This window comes from Turicibacter sp. GALT-G1 (genome assembly GCF_025594995.1).
Taxonomy (GTDB): domain Bacteria; phylum Bacillota_I; class Bacilli_A; order MOL361; family Turicibacteraceae; genus Turicibacter; species Turicibacter bilis.
Genome location: NZ_JAMQUS010000027.1, coordinates 59,393 through 77,176, shown reverse-complemented (window position 1 = coordinate 77,176; position 17,784 = coordinate 59,393). Strand labels below are relative to the sequence as shown.

The 17,784-nt window shown below is 33.7% G+C and carries 13 protein-coding genes and 2 riboswitches; of the genes, 12 read left to right on the top strand and 1 reads right to left on the bottom strand.

Going from position 1 to position 17,784, the window contains the following annotated elements; all coding sequences use genetic code 11:
• Positions 1–208 precede the first annotated feature (208 nt).
• The 11 genes from NEH74_RS05705 (at position 209) to NEH74_RS05655 (ending at position 14,428) form a co-directional block, all read left to right on the top strand.
• Entirely contained in the window at positions 209–1,345 is a 1,137-nt protein-coding gene (locus NEH74_RS05705; protein WP_055241311.1) for an MGDG synthase family glycosyltransferase, read from the top strand.
• Entirely contained in the window at positions 1,326–2,159 is an 834-nt protein-coding gene (locus tag NEH74_RS05700; protein WP_238581266.1) for a RecX family transcriptional regulator, read from the top strand. Before NEH74_RS05705 ends, NEH74_RS05700 begins: the two co-directional genes overlap by 20 nt.
• Positions 2,160–2,213: 54 nt before the next feature.
• Entirely contained in the window at positions 2,214–2,921 is a 708-nt protein-coding gene (locus NEH74_RS05695) for a GntR family transcriptional regulator (RefSeq protein WP_055304806.1), read from the top strand.
• Positions 2,922–3,000: 79 nt separating this feature from the next.
• Positions 3,001–3,115: riboswitch (FMN riboswitch) on the top strand.
• Positions 3,116–3,229: 114 nt separating this feature from the next.
• Positions 3,230–3,889 carry an ECF transporter S component gene (locus tag NEH74_RS05690; protein ID WP_055241307.1) on the top strand — a complete coding sequence of 220 codons (660 nt, stop codon included), beginning with the start codon at positions 3,230–3,232 and terminating at the stop codon, positions 3,887–3,889.
• Positions 3,890–4,107: 218 nt separating this feature from the next.
• The gene (locus tag NEH74_RS05685; protein WP_055304808.1) at positions 4,108–5,286 is read left to right on the top strand and encodes an extracellular solute-binding protein; all 1,179 of its coding nucleotides are present in this window, start codon (positions 4,108–4,110) and stop codon (positions 5,284–5,286) included.
• A 147-nt stretch (positions 5,287–5,433) separates the two neighbouring features.
• Positions 5,434–7,071 (top strand): glycoside hydrolase family 13 protein, encoded by a 1,638-nt coding sequence (locus NEH74_RS05680; protein WP_055241302.1) that lies wholly within the window; start codon positions 5,434–5,436, stop codon positions 7,069–7,071.
• Positions 7,072–7,410: 339 nt separating this feature from the next.
• Complete coding sequence (locus tag NEH74_RS05675; protein WP_262941171.1) at positions 7,411–8,826, top strand: M23 family metallopeptidase; 1,416 nt, start codon at positions 7,411–7,413, stop codon at positions 8,824–8,826.
• Between the two features lie 182 nt (positions 8,827–9,008).
• Entirely contained in the window at positions 9,009–10,286 is a 1,278-nt protein-coding gene (locus NEH74_RS05670) for a hemolysin family protein (protein ID WP_055304810.1), read from the top strand.
• 86 nt (positions 10,287–10,372) lie between these two features.
• A complete protein-coding gene (locus NEH74_RS05665) occupies positions 10,373–11,554 on the top strand; it encodes a DNA recombination protein RmuC (RefSeq protein ID WP_055304812.1) in 1,182 nt (393 codons plus the stop codon).
• 73 nt (positions 11,555–11,627) lie between these two features.
• Positions 11,628–11,729, top strand: a riboswitch (SAM riboswitch).
• 470 nt (positions 11,730–12,199) lie between these two features.
• Complete coding sequence (gene metK / locus NEH74_RS05660) at positions 12,200–13,390, top strand: methionine adenosyltransferase (protein WP_055275982.1); 1,191 nt, start codon at positions 12,200–12,202, stop codon at positions 13,388–13,390.
• Between the two features lie 147 nt (positions 13,391–13,537).
• On the top strand, positions 13,538–14,428 hold the full coding sequence (locus NEH74_RS05655; protein ID WP_070099775.1) for a diacylglycerol/lipid kinase family protein: 891 nt from the start codon (positions 13,538–13,540) through the stop codon (positions 14,426–14,428).
• 169 nt (positions 14,429–14,597) lie between these two features.
• Here the strand turns inward: NEH74_RS05655 and NEH74_RS05650 are convergent, their stop codons facing one another.
• Positions 14,598–15,227 carry a VanZ family protein gene (locus NEH74_RS05650; protein WP_055304814.1) on the bottom strand — a complete coding sequence of 210 codons (630 nt, stop codon included), beginning with the start codon at positions 15,225–15,227 and terminating at the stop codon, positions 14,598–14,600.
• 161 nt (positions 15,228–15,388) lie between these two features.
• On the opposite strand from NEH74_RS05650, the gene NEH74_RS05645 reads away from it, so the two are divergent.
• Positions 15,389–17,614, top strand: a complete 2,226-nt coding sequence (locus tag NEH74_RS05645; protein ID WP_055304816.1) for a glucosaminidase domain-containing protein — start codon at positions 15,389–15,391, stop codon at positions 17,612–17,614.
• Positions 17,615–17,784: the final 170 nt, after the last annotated feature.

Below are 17,784 nucleotides of genomic sequence, written 5' to 3'. Positions count from 1 at the left end.
TACATTATAGATAGAATATACACTTTTTGGGGGAGCAAAATAAAAATAAGTTGAATGGAATTTGGTGAAACTGATGGTATATAAGTCACAGAATTTTTTAAAAGTGTCTCTGAATAATAATGGATACAAAATGTATTTTATGTTATCATATTGTTTAGATTTTTAACATTTTATATTAGTAGAAACTCATTAAAAAGGAGAGGAAATAATGGAAAATCCAAAGAAAGTATTAATATTAACTGCTCCTTTTGGTAGCGGACACTTACAAGTCTCTAGTTCATTAACGGAGGAATTTTTAAAGCATAATAATGTGGTTGTTGAGGAATATGATTTATACTCTGAAGAATTTCCGACTCTATCTAAAACTTTACAAAAAGCATATTTAAAAACTTATAAACCGATTGGAAAAGATGTTTATCGTATGCTTTATTACGGATCAAGCTATGCAGTTCATGATTCATTCCAAGCTAAGATATTAAAACCATACTTAGAATTTGGAATTCGTTCATTACGTAATAAGATTCGTTCGTTTGAACCAGATGCAATTATTAGTGTCTTTCCAGTGACTTCTTTATATACGTTAGAGGAAAAGGGATTTAAAATTCCTATTTATACGGTGATTACAGATTATTATGCGAGTGGATTATGGCTATATAAAGGGGCTCGTCGTCATTATGTAGCTAATAATCGTATGGTTGCTTGGGGAGTCGCAAATGGGCTTACTCAAAATCAATTTATGTTAACAGGAATTCCGATTCACGGGAAATTTTATAAAGAGTTAAATCGTCAAGAGCTATACAGAAAATATGATTTAGATCCAGCTAAACGAACAGTGTTAGTAGCTGCTGGAGCACATGGTGTTGTCTCACATGTAGATGATATTGCCGAACGTTTAGCTTCACAACCTGAAATTCAAGTCGTAGTGGTATGTGGGAATAACACGAAGTTATATGACCAAATAGTCCAATTGTCAAAAGATTATCATAATTTAAAGGTGCTAGGATATTGTACGGAAATGCATGAGTTATTGGAAATTGCAGACTTAATGGTGACAAAACCAGGTGGGATTTCATTAACGGAGGCAGCGGTTAAAGGTGTTCCAGTTATTTTATACAATCCAGTATATGGACAAGAACTTGAAAATGCTAAATACTTCTCAGATAAAAATGCAGCAGTCATTGTTTCAAGTGAGTCAGAATTGATTTATCATGTGTTAATTATTTTAAATGAAGAAGGACTTCTTGATGAGATGAAAAATAATATTAAGCAATTATCTCGTGAATATTCTGCAAAAACAATTGTTGAGGATGTGTTAAAAGATAGTGATGAATATTACAAGCAGTAGTTATAAAGTGTTAAAATTAACACACTTAAAAGCTCAAGATTATGAAGTAGCGATTCAAACACCGAATCAACATGTTGTTTTATTGCCTGTTCATGAGGAATTAGTTTTAAAGTTCCGTCTGGTTGAAGGTAAAGAATTAGATGAATGTCAAATTACAGAACTAAATGGAAAGCTAGATTTAGGGCGTGCTTATCAATATGCTCTAAATTTATTATCTCGAAAATCTTATACGACAGCACAAATTTATGAGAAACTAGAGGCTAAAGAGTATGAGATTGAAATTATCCAAGAAGTTTTAAAACGTTTAATTGATGTGGGATTATTGAATGATGAACAATATACCAGTTCTTATATTAATCATCAGGTGATTATGGGAAAGAAAGGTCCTAATAAAGTCAAACAAGAATTGTTACAAAAAGGAATTTCTGATCGTTTGATTAATCAATACATGCCAGTTTATGAAGAAGAAATACAGATTGAGCATGCAACAAAACTTGCTAATCAGGTTGTTCGTATGAATACAAAATACGGGCCTCACTTTATTAAACAAAAGATTTGTCAACATTTAATGACCAAAGGATTTAATCGATCTGTCATTGACAAGGCAATTGAAAATATTAAACTTGTAGAAGATAGTGAGGAAGAGAACCCAATTTTGGTTAAGGAAATTGAAAAACTTTATCGTAAGCATCACCGTCTTATGGGATATGAGAAAAAGACAAAAGTGGTTCAGTCGCTAATGCGAAAGGGATTTAGCTACGATGATATTTCAACTGTTTATGAACGTATTTGTGAAGAGTTAGAAGATGAATAATAAGAGAGGGGCTCTTTAGGGCCTCTTTTCAATTCGATAGAAGGAGAATTTTTAATGTCACAACCAATCTATTTGAAAGTTAAGCAATTAATTGAAGACGATATTAAACAGCTAGTTCCTAATGCAATGATTCAATCAGAACGAGATTTAGCTATTAAATATGAAGTATCTCGAATGACAGCTAGAAAAGCTATTGAAGCACTAATAAGAGAAGGTAAATTATATCGTAAGGATAAGGTTGGAACTTTTGTAGCTGATGATAAGCTACATGAACCGGTTGCAGAGTTAGTTGGATTCACTTCAGAAATTAGTAGTAAAGGGATGCGGCCTCATACAAAGGTTGTGAATTATGAAATTATTGAAGCTGACGAACGGATAGCTAAGCATCTAGAAATTAAAGTGAATGATCGTGTTCATAGTTTATTAAGGCTGCGAATGGCAGATGATAGACCAATGACGCTTGAGCATACTTATATTCCATTATCGGTTGTGAAAGAATTACCAGAGTCAGTGATTCATAGTTCAATTTATGCGTTTCTGGATCAAGAATTGAATGTTAAAATTGCTTCTGGTTCTCAGATGGTTTCGGCTATCAAAGCAGATGAACAGGTATCGGAATTATTAGAACTGCCATTGCATGATCCACTCATTTATTTAGAGTTAACGTCTATTTTAATGAATGGCCAAGTGCTTGAATTTGTTGAGACTTATGCAAATCCTCAAAATTACAAGGTCATGATTCACTCACGTCGAAAATGGTAATAATAAGAAAAAAATCAATATCAGAGTTGACAAATATATGACTAAGAGCTAAAATGACACTGTAAATTGAATTCATTTAATAAATCTTCGAGGCAGGGTGTAAGTCCCTACCGGCGGTATAGCCCGCAAGCCGTATGGTTGATCTGGTTAAATTCCAGAGCCGACAGTTATAGTCTGGATGGGAGAAGATTCGTTTTTGATATACTCTTTTTTAGATATATCTCACGAAGATTTATTAACGTGAGATCTTTTTGCATTTCACAAAAAGTTTTTATTTACAAAAATATCTTAATTTAGGAGGAGAGTATATGAATAACTCTAAAAATTTATTAAGTAACACAAAAAGTCTTGTTTTATTAGGAGTTTTTATTGCGTTAGGGGCTATTTTAATGTTAATTGAAATCCCTTATCCACCCGTTCCATTTTTAAAATTTGATTTAAGTGAGTTAATTGTTTTATTAACAGTTGAGGTATTTGGGTTAGTTCCGGCTATTATTGTCGCGGCTGCTAAATCAATTGTAAATATTATGTTAGGAATGAGTGCAACACCTATGCATATTGGATCCATTACAGCATTCATTGCCTCAACAACAATGGCTTGTTTATACGTACTTGTAAAAAAATATCTTTCTGGAACTACAGTCGTAAACAAATCATTACGTTTTTTATTAGTGATTACTGGATTTTCTTCTATTTTAACACTTTGTAACTACTTATTTATTACACCAATTTACTTCGGTGGATTATGGTTTACAGATGTAATTGGTTGGGCAACGCTAGAATCATTTATTCCAGGATTACCATTTGATTTAGGATATGGAGCGGCGATTGCATTTGTTTATCTCCCATTCAATGCAATTAAAGGATTACTTGTTTTAGGTATATATGAAATGATTGCACCGCGCTTATTAGTCGCACTTCAAAAGATTTTAAAAAACCTGAAATTATCACCAGTGGTGTCAGAATAAAACAAATTATGATGTAATTTAGGGAGGAGGTGTTTACCTCCTCTTTTTTTGATATAATGAATGATATAAGAAATAGTAAAGTTTTCACATAGCATAAAGTTATTATTGCTACAGATAGCTTATATGTCTAACGTTTAAATTCTTGAACTTTTTCGTAGTTGATGTAAATTATTTATCAAATTTTATATAGAGACTAATAAAAATCGAAGGGGAATCAGATGAAAAAGATTATATATGTTATTTTATTTATCTTAGTATCTATCGGTTTATATCGCCATGTAAATGAATTGACATTAGGTTCAGAAAAAGTGTTACATGTATGGGTGAGCAGTGAAGAATACGAAGTGTTAAAAGATTTGAATCCAAGATTTGAATCAATGTACGATGTAGATGTACAGATGAAAATTGTCACATCTGAACAAGTTCTCTCTACACTTCCTTTGTATATTACTTCATCTGAATCCCCTGATATTATTACAGCTTCCCACACATTGATTTCGGATTTAGTTGCGATGAATGCCATTAGTCCAATTAGTGAAGTGTTTGAAACATTCAATATACTACCCACTGTTAAATCAGGATTTAAGGTAAAAGGTGAGTACTATGGGATTCCATATAATGCTCAAACAGATATTCTATTTTATAATAAAGAAATATTTGAAGATGGTATTAGCTCCTTTGCTCAATTAAATGATTATACCGATGTATCTTTAGCGATTGATTATCAGAGTATTTATCATGTTAATCCATTTATTACTGGATTTGGAGGATACACGGTTGGGATTGATAATTTTGGTGATACGAATTTTTATGATATTGGACTAAACAAGGAAGAATCGATACAAGGGCTAACCGCTATGCTTCATTTGCTTGATAAGAAACTTCTTTACAATGATGAGTTTGATGTATATCAGTCATTTATTAATCATATAACTGATTTAATGATTGCACCGGCATCTTTAATTCCGTCTTTAGAGACGGTTTATCCCAATTTAGGATATCAAGCGATTCCGAACTTTGTCGAGGAAATTTTGCCGTATACTTATATGAGGATTGATACGTATCAAGTGACACGTTTGAGTCAAGATAAAGAGTTAGCTATTGAGTACTTAAAATTCTTGTTAACTGATGAGGTTGCAGCAGCTCGTTATGAAATGAATCGTGCAATTGCCCCTGTAGATTATGAGAATTTGATTTCACAGGATGCTTATTATACGGTGATAAAAAAACAATTACACCGTTCAGTGCCTCTTCCGAATCAAGTTGAATTTAGTTATGTTTATTTACCATTTCAGCAAGCTGCACAACAATTTTTAATGATGCCTGATCGGATTCAATCCATTATGGATGAGGCTGTTGGTTGTATTAATGATGAATTAGAAAGTGTCATTCAATAAAGAGTAGGATTAAATATTCCTGCTTTTTTTATTTAAATAGGTAATCGGTTTTAGGAAGTTGTTCATTGTGTTTCTAGGTAAGGGTAGATATAATAAGAGTATGACTTGAAGCGCTTTAATTAGTGTTATGAAAAGGGGGATATATTTATGGAGAAAAAATGGTGGCATCGTTCAGTCGTGTATCAGATTTATCCAAGAAGTTTTAAAGATACGAGTGGAAATGGTGTAGGAGATTTAAGAGGAATTATTGAAAAATTAGATTATTTAAAAGAGCTTGGGATTGATGTGATTTGGCTATCCCCCGTTTATAAATCACCGATGGATGATAATGGGTACGATATTTCTGATTATCAAGATATCGCACCGGAGTTCGGAACGATGGCAGATATGGATGAATTAATTGAAGAAGCAAATGCTCGTGGGATTCGCTTGGTGATGGATTTAGTTGTTAATCATACAAGTGATGAACATCCTTGGTTTTTAGAGGCAAAAAAATCAAAAGATAATCCATATCGTGATTATTATATTTGGCGTGATCCTGCAGAAGATGGTGGAGTACCAAACGATTTAGGCTCAACGTTCTCAGGGCCAGCCTGGGAATATGATGAGACAACAGGTCAGTATTATTTCCATTTATTTAGTAAACGTCAACCAGATTTAAACTGGGAAAATCCAAAAGTACGAGAAGAAGTTCATCAAATGATGAATTTTTGGCTTGAAAAGGGCATTGGTGGCTTCCGTATGGATGTAATCGATTTAATTGGAAAAGAGGTTGATCGTAAGATTACAGGAAATGGTCCACAACTTCATCCATTTTTACAAGAGATGAATCATAAGTCTTTTGGAAATTATGATGTATTAACTGTTGGTGAAACATGGGGAGCAACCCCTGAAATTGCCAAATTATACTCTGATCCAAAACGTCATGAGTTATCGATGGTTTTCCAATTTGAACATGCCTCTATTGACTGGGATCCACAAGAAGGAAAATGGCGTCCAACAACATTTGATTTTATCAAATTTAAAGAAATTATGAGTAAATGGCAAACATCGTTGAATGGTGAAGGTTGGAATTCATTGTTTTGGAATAATCACGATTTACCACGTATTGTTTCTCGTTGGGGAAATGATAAAGAATATCGTGTGGAAACCGCTAAAATGTTTGCCTCAATCTTACATTTAATGCAAGGAACGCCTTATATTTATCAAGGTGAAGAAATTGGGATGACGAATGTTCATTTCGAATCACTTGATCAATATAACGATATTGAGACATTACAATTTTATCGAGATAATTTGAAAAAAGGTTATACACATGAGCAGATGATGGATGCTATTTGGAAAAATGGCCGTGATAATGCGCGTACACCAATGCAATGGGATGGATCAGAACATGCCGGATTTACAACAGGTCAACCTTGGCTACAAGTTAATCCAAACTATGAATCAATTAATGTATCTAATGCATTAGATAATAAAGATTCTATTTTCTATCATTATAAGAAATTAATTGATTTACGAAAAAATAGTGAATATAGTGATACGATTATTTATGGAGAATATAAGTTATTACTACCAGATGATGAGCAAATTTTTGCTTATATTCGTGAAGATGAGAACTATAAATTATTATTAGTGGCAAACTTCAGTGAAGAAGAGGTAACAAGAGCTATTGAAGGAGAAGTGAATCAAGTGATTCTGTCAAATTATGATGCAACAGATTATAATCTTTCATCTCTTAAATTACGACCTTATGAAACAGTAATCTTTGAATTAAAAAAATAATGACTAAAAGGCACCGTTTTTGTTGAAGCGGTGCCTTTTTTTGCAATGAGTCAAAAAACAACAATTGGAAGCGGATACAAAAAGTAAAATAAAAAATATGAAGAATTCGGAACATTTTTATGGAAAAAAGGTATAAAATCTGATAAAATCATTCATTTATGCTTATTTTGGGAACAAATTCTCTTTTAGGACACATTTTGGACATAATTATATGGAACAATTAAAGTAAGAACAGAGAGAATGATATAAAGTAAAACAAATTTATAGATTCTAAACAGTCACCAAGACTAGAAAGCTACTTTATTACAACTAGTAATAAAGCATGGAGGTCGTAATGATATGAAGAAAAAAATTGTAGGAGTATTAATCGCTACGATGATGTTAACAGGGAATCATCAAAAAGTAGCAGAGGCATCGTCATTAGCAACACAGAATGTTGTTTATCGAGTATATATAGATGATGAAGTGGTAGGACTTATCACAGATAAAGAACAATATGAAGAATTTGTAGTTCAACAGAAAAAAGAGTTATCGAAGCAATATCCTGAACAAGTGGTTATTAAATCACCGACAAATGTTCGTCTAGAAGAAGAGGTAACTTTATTACCACTTACAACAATTGATAATCAAGCTGTTTTAAAAACGGTAGCTAAGAAAGCAAATTTCCAAGCATCGGCTTATAAGATTTCAATTGATGAATCAACCTTTGCTGTACAAGATGCTAATGTTGTTTCTAATACATTATTAGAATTAATGGCTTATTATACAGGTGAAGAGGATATACAGAAGATTATGGATATTGAAAATCCAATTGAACCTTTAATGGAATCAGGATCTCAATATATTGGGGCTAAAGTGGTAGAAGCAGTTAAAGTTGATACAGCTTATGCTAATCCAGATGAAATTTTAACACCAGAAGAGACACGTCGCATGGTATTATACGGTGAAGCTAAACCAAAAGAAACTGTCATTTTTGATGAAGATTCATCATTGTGGTACATCGCTAATGACCATGGAATGACTGAAGAAGAGTTGATTTTATTAAATCCTCAGGTTAAAGATTTAAAGTGGTCAGAGCTATTAGGAATGGAGTTAGATGTCACGCCATTAAATCCAATGATTACTGTTGAAACAGAAAAAGAAAAAGTAGATATTTCAACAATTGCTTATGAAACAGAGTATATTGATGATGATACGATGGTCAAAGGACAAACGAAGATTCAACAAGAAGGTCAAAATGGTGAGTCTTTAAAACGTACAAAAATTGTTTATGAAAATGGCTCACAAGCTTCATTAGAAGTTGTTGAAGAAAAACAATTATCAGAACCTGTGAACAAGGTTGTTGTGCGTGGAACAAAAGTTGTCTCAGGTGTTGGAAATGGAAGTTGGGTTTGGCCAACAACAAATCGTAGTGTCACATGTGGATATTTATGTTATAGTGGTCATTATGCCATCGATATTCAAGCTTATATTGGACAACCAGTTTATGCAGCTGACAATGGAGTTGTTGTAAGTGCCGGATATAGTGGTGCATATGGTTATAATATTTTAATTAACCATAAAAATGGATATTACACACGATATGCACATTTAAACTCTTTAAGTGTATCAGCAGGTGATACGGTTCAAGGCGGTCAAACAATTGGAGAAGCTGGAAATACCGGAAATTCAACGGGACCTCATTTACATTTCGAGATTCGTACGAATACAGGTAGCCAACCAAGTTATGCACCAAATCCATTAGATTTTTATTAATTAAAAGCATGAAACCTCTAGCGATTAGTATACTATAAAGTATACTCGGTTAGAGGTTTATTTTTTTATCGTTGTTTTTGTAGTGAAATTGTATAAACCCAGTCGACTTATTGACAAATAACTATGAACTTGATATATTAATCTACATACAAAAATAGTAAATTATAGGAGTGTGAATTGTTTTGGACCCGTCCATGTATTATTTAATACTTGTTATCATGATTATTTTATCAGCATTCTTTAGTGCTTCTGAGACTGCTTTTTCGAGCGTAAACTTAATTCGTTTACGTCAATATGCGGAAGATGGTCGTCCAGGTGCTAAAAAAGCGCTGAATGTAGCCGAGCGATTTGATGAAGTTTTATTAGCTATCTTAATTGGAAATAATATTGTTAACTTAGCATCAGCGTCACTGGCAACCATTGTAGCAACGGAGGTTTTACACTTAGGTGCATCTGGTGCCCCAATTGCCACAGCTGTTATGACTATACTTATTATTATCTTTGGTGAAATCTTACCTAAATCATATGCCAAAGAAAATTCAGAGTCTTTAGCCTTAGCTATCGGGACAATTTATTATTATATGATTATTATTATGAAGCCTTTAATTAAGATCTTTATGGTTTTAAAAGACTTTGTTGCTAAGTTATATCGTAAAAAAGATGATGAACCATCAGTCACTGAGGATGAATTAAACGTAATCATTGATACAATGGAAGAAGAGGGGGTATTACAGCAAGATGAGGTTGAGATGCTTCAAAGTGTCCTAGATTTAAGTGAAACTTTTGTTAAGGATATTATGACACCTCGAGTTGATGTCATTGCTGTAGACGTTCACGATTCTACTGAACATATTAAAAATGTCTTTTTAGAAGAAAAGTATTCGCGTATCCCTGTTTATGATGAATCACGAGATAATATTGTAGGAATTTTATATGAGCGTGATTTATTCTCTGCTATTATTGAAAGAGGATCGACTGAAGATATCGTGATTGCAGATATTATGCGTGATCCGATGTATGTTTCATATACAATGCGTGTTTCTGACTTATTAACTCGTCTACAATTAGAAAAGCAACATTTAGCGATTGTTGCAGATGAATATGGTGGAACTGCTGGACTTGTCACAATGGAAGACGTTCTTGAAGAAGTTGTTGGTGAAATTTATGATGAGCATGATGAGGAAGAACAGTTCTTTACTAAGAAAAGTGATACGTTATATGAAGTAAAAGCAGACATCGAATTAGATGAATTATTTGATATTATGGGTATTGATTTAGATATTCCGGAAGATGCTTATTCATTAGGAAGTTGGATGTACTCAAAAATTGAAGATATCCCGGATATCGGTGATATGTATCAATATCATAATTTAGTTTTCACCATTATTGAAGTGGAAGATCGCCGTATTAAACGCGTTAAAATTGAAGTTATGGATTCATCAGAAACGGAAACTGAATAATTTAGAAGGGCTTGAAGATTAAATCTTCAAGCCTCTTTTTTTGTTCATTTATGGTAAAATAAAGAAGTGTTGAAAGAGGGGATGGTATGATAGGTGTATATTTATTATTAATCATGTTAATTGTTTTAGTGTTATTAGTACTAATCAGGCAGAATCCAAGTAGTGGAAGACGCCAACATTCATTACTTGAACAGCAAATTAAACAGATGATTGATGAACAACAGCGAATGGAAAAAAGGTTGCAACAAACTAATTTTCAAATGTTAGATACCGTTGGACAAAATAATGAGCGAGTGCTCGATCGTTATGGCCAATTTGAGCGTACGATTCGTGGACAGTTACTTCAACATAGTACGGTGGTGACGGAACAGCTACAGCGTGATTTTGAAAAGTTAAATGAGCGCATGGAAGTGAATTTGATGCGTATTAATGATAAGGTGAATGAGCGTTTAGATCAGTCGTTTAATAAAACAAATGAGACGTTTCAGAGTATTTTAGTTCGATTAGCGAAGATAGATGAGGCGCAAAAGAAGATTGAAAGTTTATCAACAGATATTGTTTCATTGCAGACGTTGTTAACAGATAAGAAAAGCCGTGGAACATATGGGGAGGTTCAGTTGTATCAAATTTTGGCTTCAGTATTTGGAGAGAAAAATGACCGTTTGTATCAGACTCAATATAAGGTTTCAAATGGAACGATGGTTGATGCGATTTTATTTGCACCAGCCCCATTAGGAAATTTACCGATTGATTCGAAATTCCCATTGGAAAACTATCAGCGAATGATGGATCGTAACTTACCTGATGTAGAACGTAAAATTGCCACCAAGCAGTTTAAACAAGATGTGAAAAAGCATATTGATGATATTGCCATGAAGTATATTACACCGGAGGAAACATCGGATCAGGCGATTTTATTTTTGCCAGCAGAGGCCATTTTTGCAGAGATTAATGCTTACCATATTGATTTAATTGAATATGCTCAACAAAGACGAGTTTGGTTAGTTTCTCCAACAACTTTAATGTCGACTTTAACAACGATTCAAGTCATTATAAATAATCTTGAACGCGATCGTCATGCTTTAGTCATTCAACAAGAGTTAAATAAATTAGGAGATGAATTTAAGCGATATAAGGAACGTTGGGATAAATTAAGTAAACACATTGATACAGTTTCAAAAGATGTCAAAGAGATTCATATTACGACTGAAAAAATTGGAACTCGCTTTGATTCGATTTCAAATGTTGAATTAGATTTTAAAGAATAACCGTTAATAATTGACAAGTTACGAGTTTTTTCTTATAATGAATAATGAAATTAAAAATAAATATAATAATATACTCTTATTAAGAGCGATGGAGGCATAGGGGCCTATGAAGTCGCGGCAACCTCCTTGAATAGGAAGGTGCCGACCCAAGCGAGTTTAACTCGAGCAATAAGAGGGTTTGAATCAGTCATTCAAGTCCGCTTATAGCGGACTTTTTTTGTTAGCCTAAAGGGACAACTTCGGGGTTATCCACTCAAGTGCTAAGGAGTGATGAGCAGTAGTGAATCCGACCAGCCTTTGTGGTTTTACCGCATTAGATGAGCTATATGTAAGCTTATCTCTTTAAACAGAGTAAAAGTTAGATAAACTGTACACCGTAGGTGAAACTATAAGTTGTTCTTTCCATGTTATCCGCTAGTATGCTCATGATCTGAGCGGCCAGCGATAGATTATATGTACTAGTTTGTTAAAGAAAAAAGAATTACTTAGAAAAGGTGGATTATTTTTCTTAAATTGTCCATTATAGGTATGAATGATTGATTTTGTTAATGATTTTTAAATATTAACCGGCCCGAGCTATTATCTCTCGTCAGGAACTTAATAATATAGAGTATTTCTTAGTGTAATTAGAAGGAGGACATTAGTATGTCAGAACGTCGATTATTTACATCAGAATCTGTAACAGAAGGGCATCCAGATAAGATTGCAGATCAAATCTCAGATTCAATTTTAGATGCTATCTTAGCAAAAGATCCTATGGCACGCGTTGCTTGTGAAACGTCTGTGACAACAGGATTAGTCTTAGTATTTGGAGAAATTACTACTTCTTCATATGTTGATATCCAAAAGGTTGTTCGTGAAACAATTCGTGAAATTGGATATAACCGTGCGAAATATGGGTTTGATGCAGATACTTGTGCTGTGTTAACAGCTATTGATGAACAATCTGTAGATATTGCAATGGGGGTTGATCAAGCATTAGAAGCTCGTACAGGAATTATGACTGATGAGCAAATTGAAGCAATTGGTGCAGGGGATCAAGGATTAATGTTTGGTTTCGCCACAAATGAAACTGAAGAATATATGCCTTTACCAATCTCATTAGCACATAAATTATCTCGTCGTTTAACTGAAGTTCGTAAAAATGGAACCTTAGATTACTTACGTCCAGATGGTAAAACACAGGTAACAGTTGAATATGATGAGGCAGGAAAACCAGTTGCAATCGATACTGTTTTACTTTCAACACAACATTCACCAGAAGTAAGTCACGAACAAATCGAAGCAGATATTAAAAAACATGTCTTTGATGCAGTGTTACCACAAAACTTAGTAACAGAAAATACTCGCTACTTAGTTAATCCAACAGGACGCTTTGTCATTGGTGGACCACACGGAGATGCTGGATTAACAGGACGTAAAATTATCGTTGATACATACGGAGGATATGCACGTCATGGTGGTGGAGCATTCTCTGGAAAAGATGCAACTAAAGTAGACCGTTCAGCAGCTTATGCAGCTCGTTATGTTGCTAAAAACTTAGTTGCAGCGGGATATGCTGATAAAATTGAAATTCAATTATCATATGCCATCGGTGTTGCTCAGCCAACTTCAATCATGGTTGATACATTTGGAACAGGAAAAGTATCAAATGCCAAGATTGTAGAAGTTATTCGTCAAAACTTCGACTTACGTCCAGCAGGAATCATCCAAATGTTAGATTTACGTAAGCCGATTTATAAACAAACAGCTGCTTACGGACACTTTGGACGTACAGATGTTGATTTACCATGGGAACGTTTAGATAAAGTTGAAGCTTTAAAATCACAATTTTAATAAAATAAAAGCCTGGTTCTAATTTTTGAATCAGGCTTTTATTTGTGTACTTAGAATCTCTACAATCATAAACGACATTTTTTTTGACAATAGGTGATATAATATAATGTAAAATTAAAGTTTAAATTTTTGAAAGGAAGTGCCTCTGTGCGTAAGAAGTTATTACTTATTATTAATCCAACTTCAGGACGTGGGATAATAAAGGACTATTTATTACTGATTATTAGCCAATTGAGCTTAGCTGGATATGAGGTGGTCGTGTATCCCACTAAAGCTAAATATGATGCAGTGGAGAAAATGAAAGAGGCTAGAAATTATGATTTAGTCGTTGCAAGTGGAGGCGATGGAACCTTAAATGAAGTCATCACAGGGTTAATCCAAGCAAATGCGAATACACCAATTGCGTACATTCCAACTGGAACGACCAATGATTTTGCTACCACACTTGGAATTCCTAAAAATATCCCTAAAGCGTTAGATTTATGTATTCAAGGGAAACAGATGCCAATTGATATTGGACAGTTTGGTAGTCGATATTTTACTTATGTTGCTGCGTTTGGAGCCTTTACTGATGTCGCTTATGAGACGCCACAACCACGAAAAAATATGTTAGGCGGATTAGCCTACTTAATTGAGGGATTATTAAAGTTACCTACCATTCAATCGTATAAGTGTAAGATTACTCACCGTGATGGTGTGATTGAAGGGGATTATATTTTTGGAATGATTTCTAACTCAGATTCTGTCGCAGGTATAAAAAATGCATTTGGAAATCAGGCTGATTTAAGTGATGGTTTATTTGAAGTGACGTTAATTCGTGCTCCGAAAAATCTGATTGATATTCATCGAATCTTAAATGACTTTTTAAATACTCAATATGATCCAGAATATGTAGTGACATTTAAGACGGATCGTATGACTGTTGAGAGTGAGCAAGATGTTAAGTGGACATTAGATGGTGAAGATGGTGGGATTTTAAAAAGTGTTAATATTAGAAGTTTACAACGACGAGTACAAATTCTATCTTTAAAAATGTAGACATCAGCTATTCTTATAATTAGAAAGAACAGCTGGTGTTAAATGAAATGGATAGCACCTCTATAGTAGATGAAAAAAGTGATTCTATCTCTGATAAAGAATCACTTTAAATTCTATTATGGGGGTATTTTTATATCATTAGAAGGGTTAATATTATTAGTTTGGTTTGTTAATCGTCTAATGTAAAGGGGGTTCGTTCAATAATTGGTTTCTCTTTAGAATATTGCTGTTTTGAGTTATTGTTACTGAGATGTTTATTAATAAATTGGATCAAATTTACAATCACAAAGATAAAAAGACAGAAGGTCATGCCGGTCACTAGGCCTAAAACATCAATTTCAAAATCATTAATCTGTCCTGTTCTTCCCTCGACAAAGAGTTGATGGATTTCATCAGTAAAGGCAAAGAACGATCCACAATAAAATGTAATTAAGAAGGCTTTATAGAAGTTAAAGGCGTAAGTAAAGACCCCCATTGAAAGTATCCCAAGTATCATATAAATCCCAAAATGTGCCCATTTACGAATGATAAAGCTCCAATTACTATAGGTAGAGAAGATAAAAGGATAAAGTTCTTCTAAGTTTAATTTATAAAGTACTTTAATAACAAATTGATCCCATTGACGTAAAAAGTTATTTAAGAATTCAAATTGACTGAGGAATAAATATAAACTATTTGAGAGGGAGCCAGACTCTCGACCGGTTTGATCGGATAGGCTATAGATTAACTTCATAAAACAATAGATTGTCATCAGTCCAATCAAGAGAAATAATCCTTTCTTTAAATGTTCTCGTTTCATATCACACCTCCATCATTAAGATTTTAAGTATTATACAATATTTTCCTTTTGATTGCTAGAGCTTTTTTGTATAACGAAGTATGAATCTTATGTTAGGAGACATACTAAGAAATCAGATTTTTAATGAGTTTCATGTAATTTTTTATATAGGAGCTAGAAGGATGAAGAGATTATGTATATTAGTAGTGTGTTTGTTGTGCTTATTATCGGCACAAATAAAGATATTAGCAGATGATGATTTAGGTTCAGGTGATTATCAGGATTTTTCCACGGTAGAGAGTACTTTGGAAAAACTTCGATCTTATAATCCCAGTGGATTAGTTAATTATATACAAGTCGTTGATCAGTTATTTTCGATTCAATCTTTGTCTGATTTATTTAACCCGTATTATTACTACAGTATTAATACAAATATGAGTAATACAACAGAAACTACACGTACAAAGATTGTTAGTGCCTATTGTGATCCTTATTATTATGAAGTAGTGATGTCAAAGTCTGATGGAAGTTATGAACATGTTGCTTGTTTACAAACGTTTGAAGAAGCAAAGGAATTAAAGTCTAAGGTTCAAGGCTTGACGTTTGATGATGGAGTTTTAGTCGTTTTGAATGATGGCATGATTGTGATTTCGATGGACCCAACTATTGTTCAATTTAAAACGACGACTTGTGGAGCTAATCATAATTTAACGAATTCTGAAACACTAGATACGTATATTAATGCCTGTTATATTGATGAGGCATTATTAGTTGATGAAACAGAAGATGCATTTAAAATTTATATGTCAGGTTATGATGGTTGGGTTGATCGTCATGCGGTGTATGATGCTTCGGCAAGTACTGAAACATGGGTCAGTATTATTCCGAGTAATCAAGTTCAAAATATTTCGTACTATACCAAAGAAGGTGAAGATCTCATTCATTATTTAGCACAAGATGTTCGAGATGCTTTAGCAAAGACACCTTTGATTATCGGTAAAGCACCGCAGTGGATGGAAGAAGGAAAAAGTTATTATAGTTATGATGGGATTTATTTTTATGATGATTGGCAATCGATTTCAGTTGATGGGGTAGGAGCAATAAATAGTAGTGAACCCTTCTATAATTATTTTCAATACCTCCCGTATCGTTCAAAAACAAATTATACGTATGATGAGTTGAATACTTATTTAAATCAGTTAGGTTATACACAAAAGGCTGTTACTTATCCACCAACTGAAGGTGAGAGTCAGTTAGTAGATGAGGGAGAAAGCTTTTTAGAAGCCCAAGAATTATTTGGGATTAATGGGGGATTAGAGTTTTCAATGGCTTTACATGAAAGTGGTTATGGTCGAAGTAAGATTGCGATTGAGAAGAATAATACGTTTGGGATGAATGCGACGGATCAAAATCCATATGGGAATGCCACACAGTTTACGAGTATCCGCAACGGTGTATTCTATCATGCAGAACGCTATGTATCTTGGGGATATACTGATGCTGTTTCGGATTTTAGATACTATGGTCCACACGTTGGGAATAAAGGAAGCGGGATGAATGTTAAATATGCCTCTGACCCTTACTGGGGTGAAAAAATTGCGGGGCATTACTATCGTATGGATAAAGCATTAGGTGGTAAGGATTATAATTATTATCAACTTGCGATTAAACAGAATAATCAAGTGATTCCTGTTCATTTGGATTCAGAGGGGAATCTTGCTTATTTAACTTCAAATCAACAACAAAGTACGGGCATTCGTAACTATCCTGTTTTAGTGTTAGCTCAAATGGAGGATCAGCTCAAAATTCAAAGTGATATGCCAATTTCAGAACAAGAAGTGATAGAATCTGATATAACGTATAATTTTGAGACGAGTGAGGCTTATGTTTCAAGAGATGATTTTATGTTATTAAATGAAGAGACATCTAATCGCCCGAACGAGGTGATCACGTATGTCACTCTTTCGGTAGGAGATGAAGTAGAATTGACTCAATTATTAGGGGGATCTCAATTAGAGTTATCCACACTCGAATTTGAAAGCACGGATGAGTCGATAGCAGTCATTAAACAAGATAAGCTTATTGCTAATTCATCGGGAATTACTCGAATTTTATCATCCAAAAATAGTGAGATTGATTTTGATGTCAGAGTCGTGATTCCAGTTGAAAAGCTAAAGATTAAAACAGAAGTGAGGTCATTGAAGGTAGGGGAATCTGTTACATTAGATTATGAACTTTTGCCATTAGATGCAAGTCATCAGAATGTTTTGTGGTTAAGTAGTGATGAAGGGGTGGCAACAGTTACACAAGGTGGTACGGTTCAAGGAATTGCTGAAGGAGAGGTTGTGATTTCGATTTTAAGTGATGATGGAGAGCGGATCGATCAAATTCGTTTAAAGATTAAATAGTAGAAGCAGGTTTTGTATAAGCCTTACAAACGATCTGTTATAATGAAATGAACATTTTGAGTCGAAGGAATTATACATGAATAAAGAAAATAGGATTAGTTTGATGGGGATAATCTTGGTTAATTTTAATATTTTATACACTGACTTTAAGCTCTAATAAACGTCGAGTT

Excerpts from the sequence above, each read along its gene's own strand:
- NEH74_RS05650 (WP_055304814.1), bottom strand. The coding sequence starts at position 15,227 with ATGAAACGAGAACATTTAAAGAAAGGATTATTTCTCTTGATTGGACTG.
- NEH74_RS05695 (WP_055304806.1), top strand. The coding sequence starts at position 2,214 with ATGTCACAACCAATCTATTTGAAAGTTAAGCAATTAATTGAAGACGAT.
- NEH74_RS05705 (WP_055241311.1), top strand. The coding sequence starts at position 209 with ATGGAAAATCCAAAGAAAGTATTAATATTAACTGCTCCTTTTGGTAGC.
- metK (WP_055275982.1), top strand. The coding sequence starts at position 12,200 with ATGTCAGAACGTCGATTATTTACATCAGAATCTGTAACAGAAGGGCAT.
- NEH74_RS05690 (WP_055241307.1), top strand. The coding sequence starts at position 3,230 with ATGAATAACTCTAAAAATTTATTAAGTAACACAAAAAGTCTTGTTTTA.
- NEH74_RS05665 (WP_055304812.1), top strand. The coding sequence starts at position 10,373 with ATGATAGGTGTATATTTATTATTAATCATGTTAATTGTTTTAGTGTTA.
- NEH74_RS05680 (WP_055241302.1), top strand. The coding sequence starts at position 5,434 with ATGGAGAAAAAATGGTGGCATCGTTCAGTCGTGTATCAGATTTATCCA.
- NEH74_RS05685 (WP_055304808.1), top strand. The coding sequence starts at position 4,108 with ATGAAAAAGATTATATATGTTATTTTATTTATCTTAGTATCTATCGGT.
- NEH74_RS05700 (WP_238581266.1), top strand. The coding sequence starts at position 1,326 with ATGAATATTACAAGCAGTAGTTATAAAGTGTTAAAATTAACACACTTA.
- NEH74_RS05675 (WP_262941171.1), top strand. The coding sequence starts at position 7,411 with ATGAAGAAAAAAATTGTAGGAGTATTAATCGCTACGATGATGTTAACA.
- NEH74_RS05645 (WP_055304816.1), top strand. The coding sequence starts at position 15,389 with ATGAAGAGATTATGTATATTAGTAGTGTGTTTGTTGTGCTTATTATCG.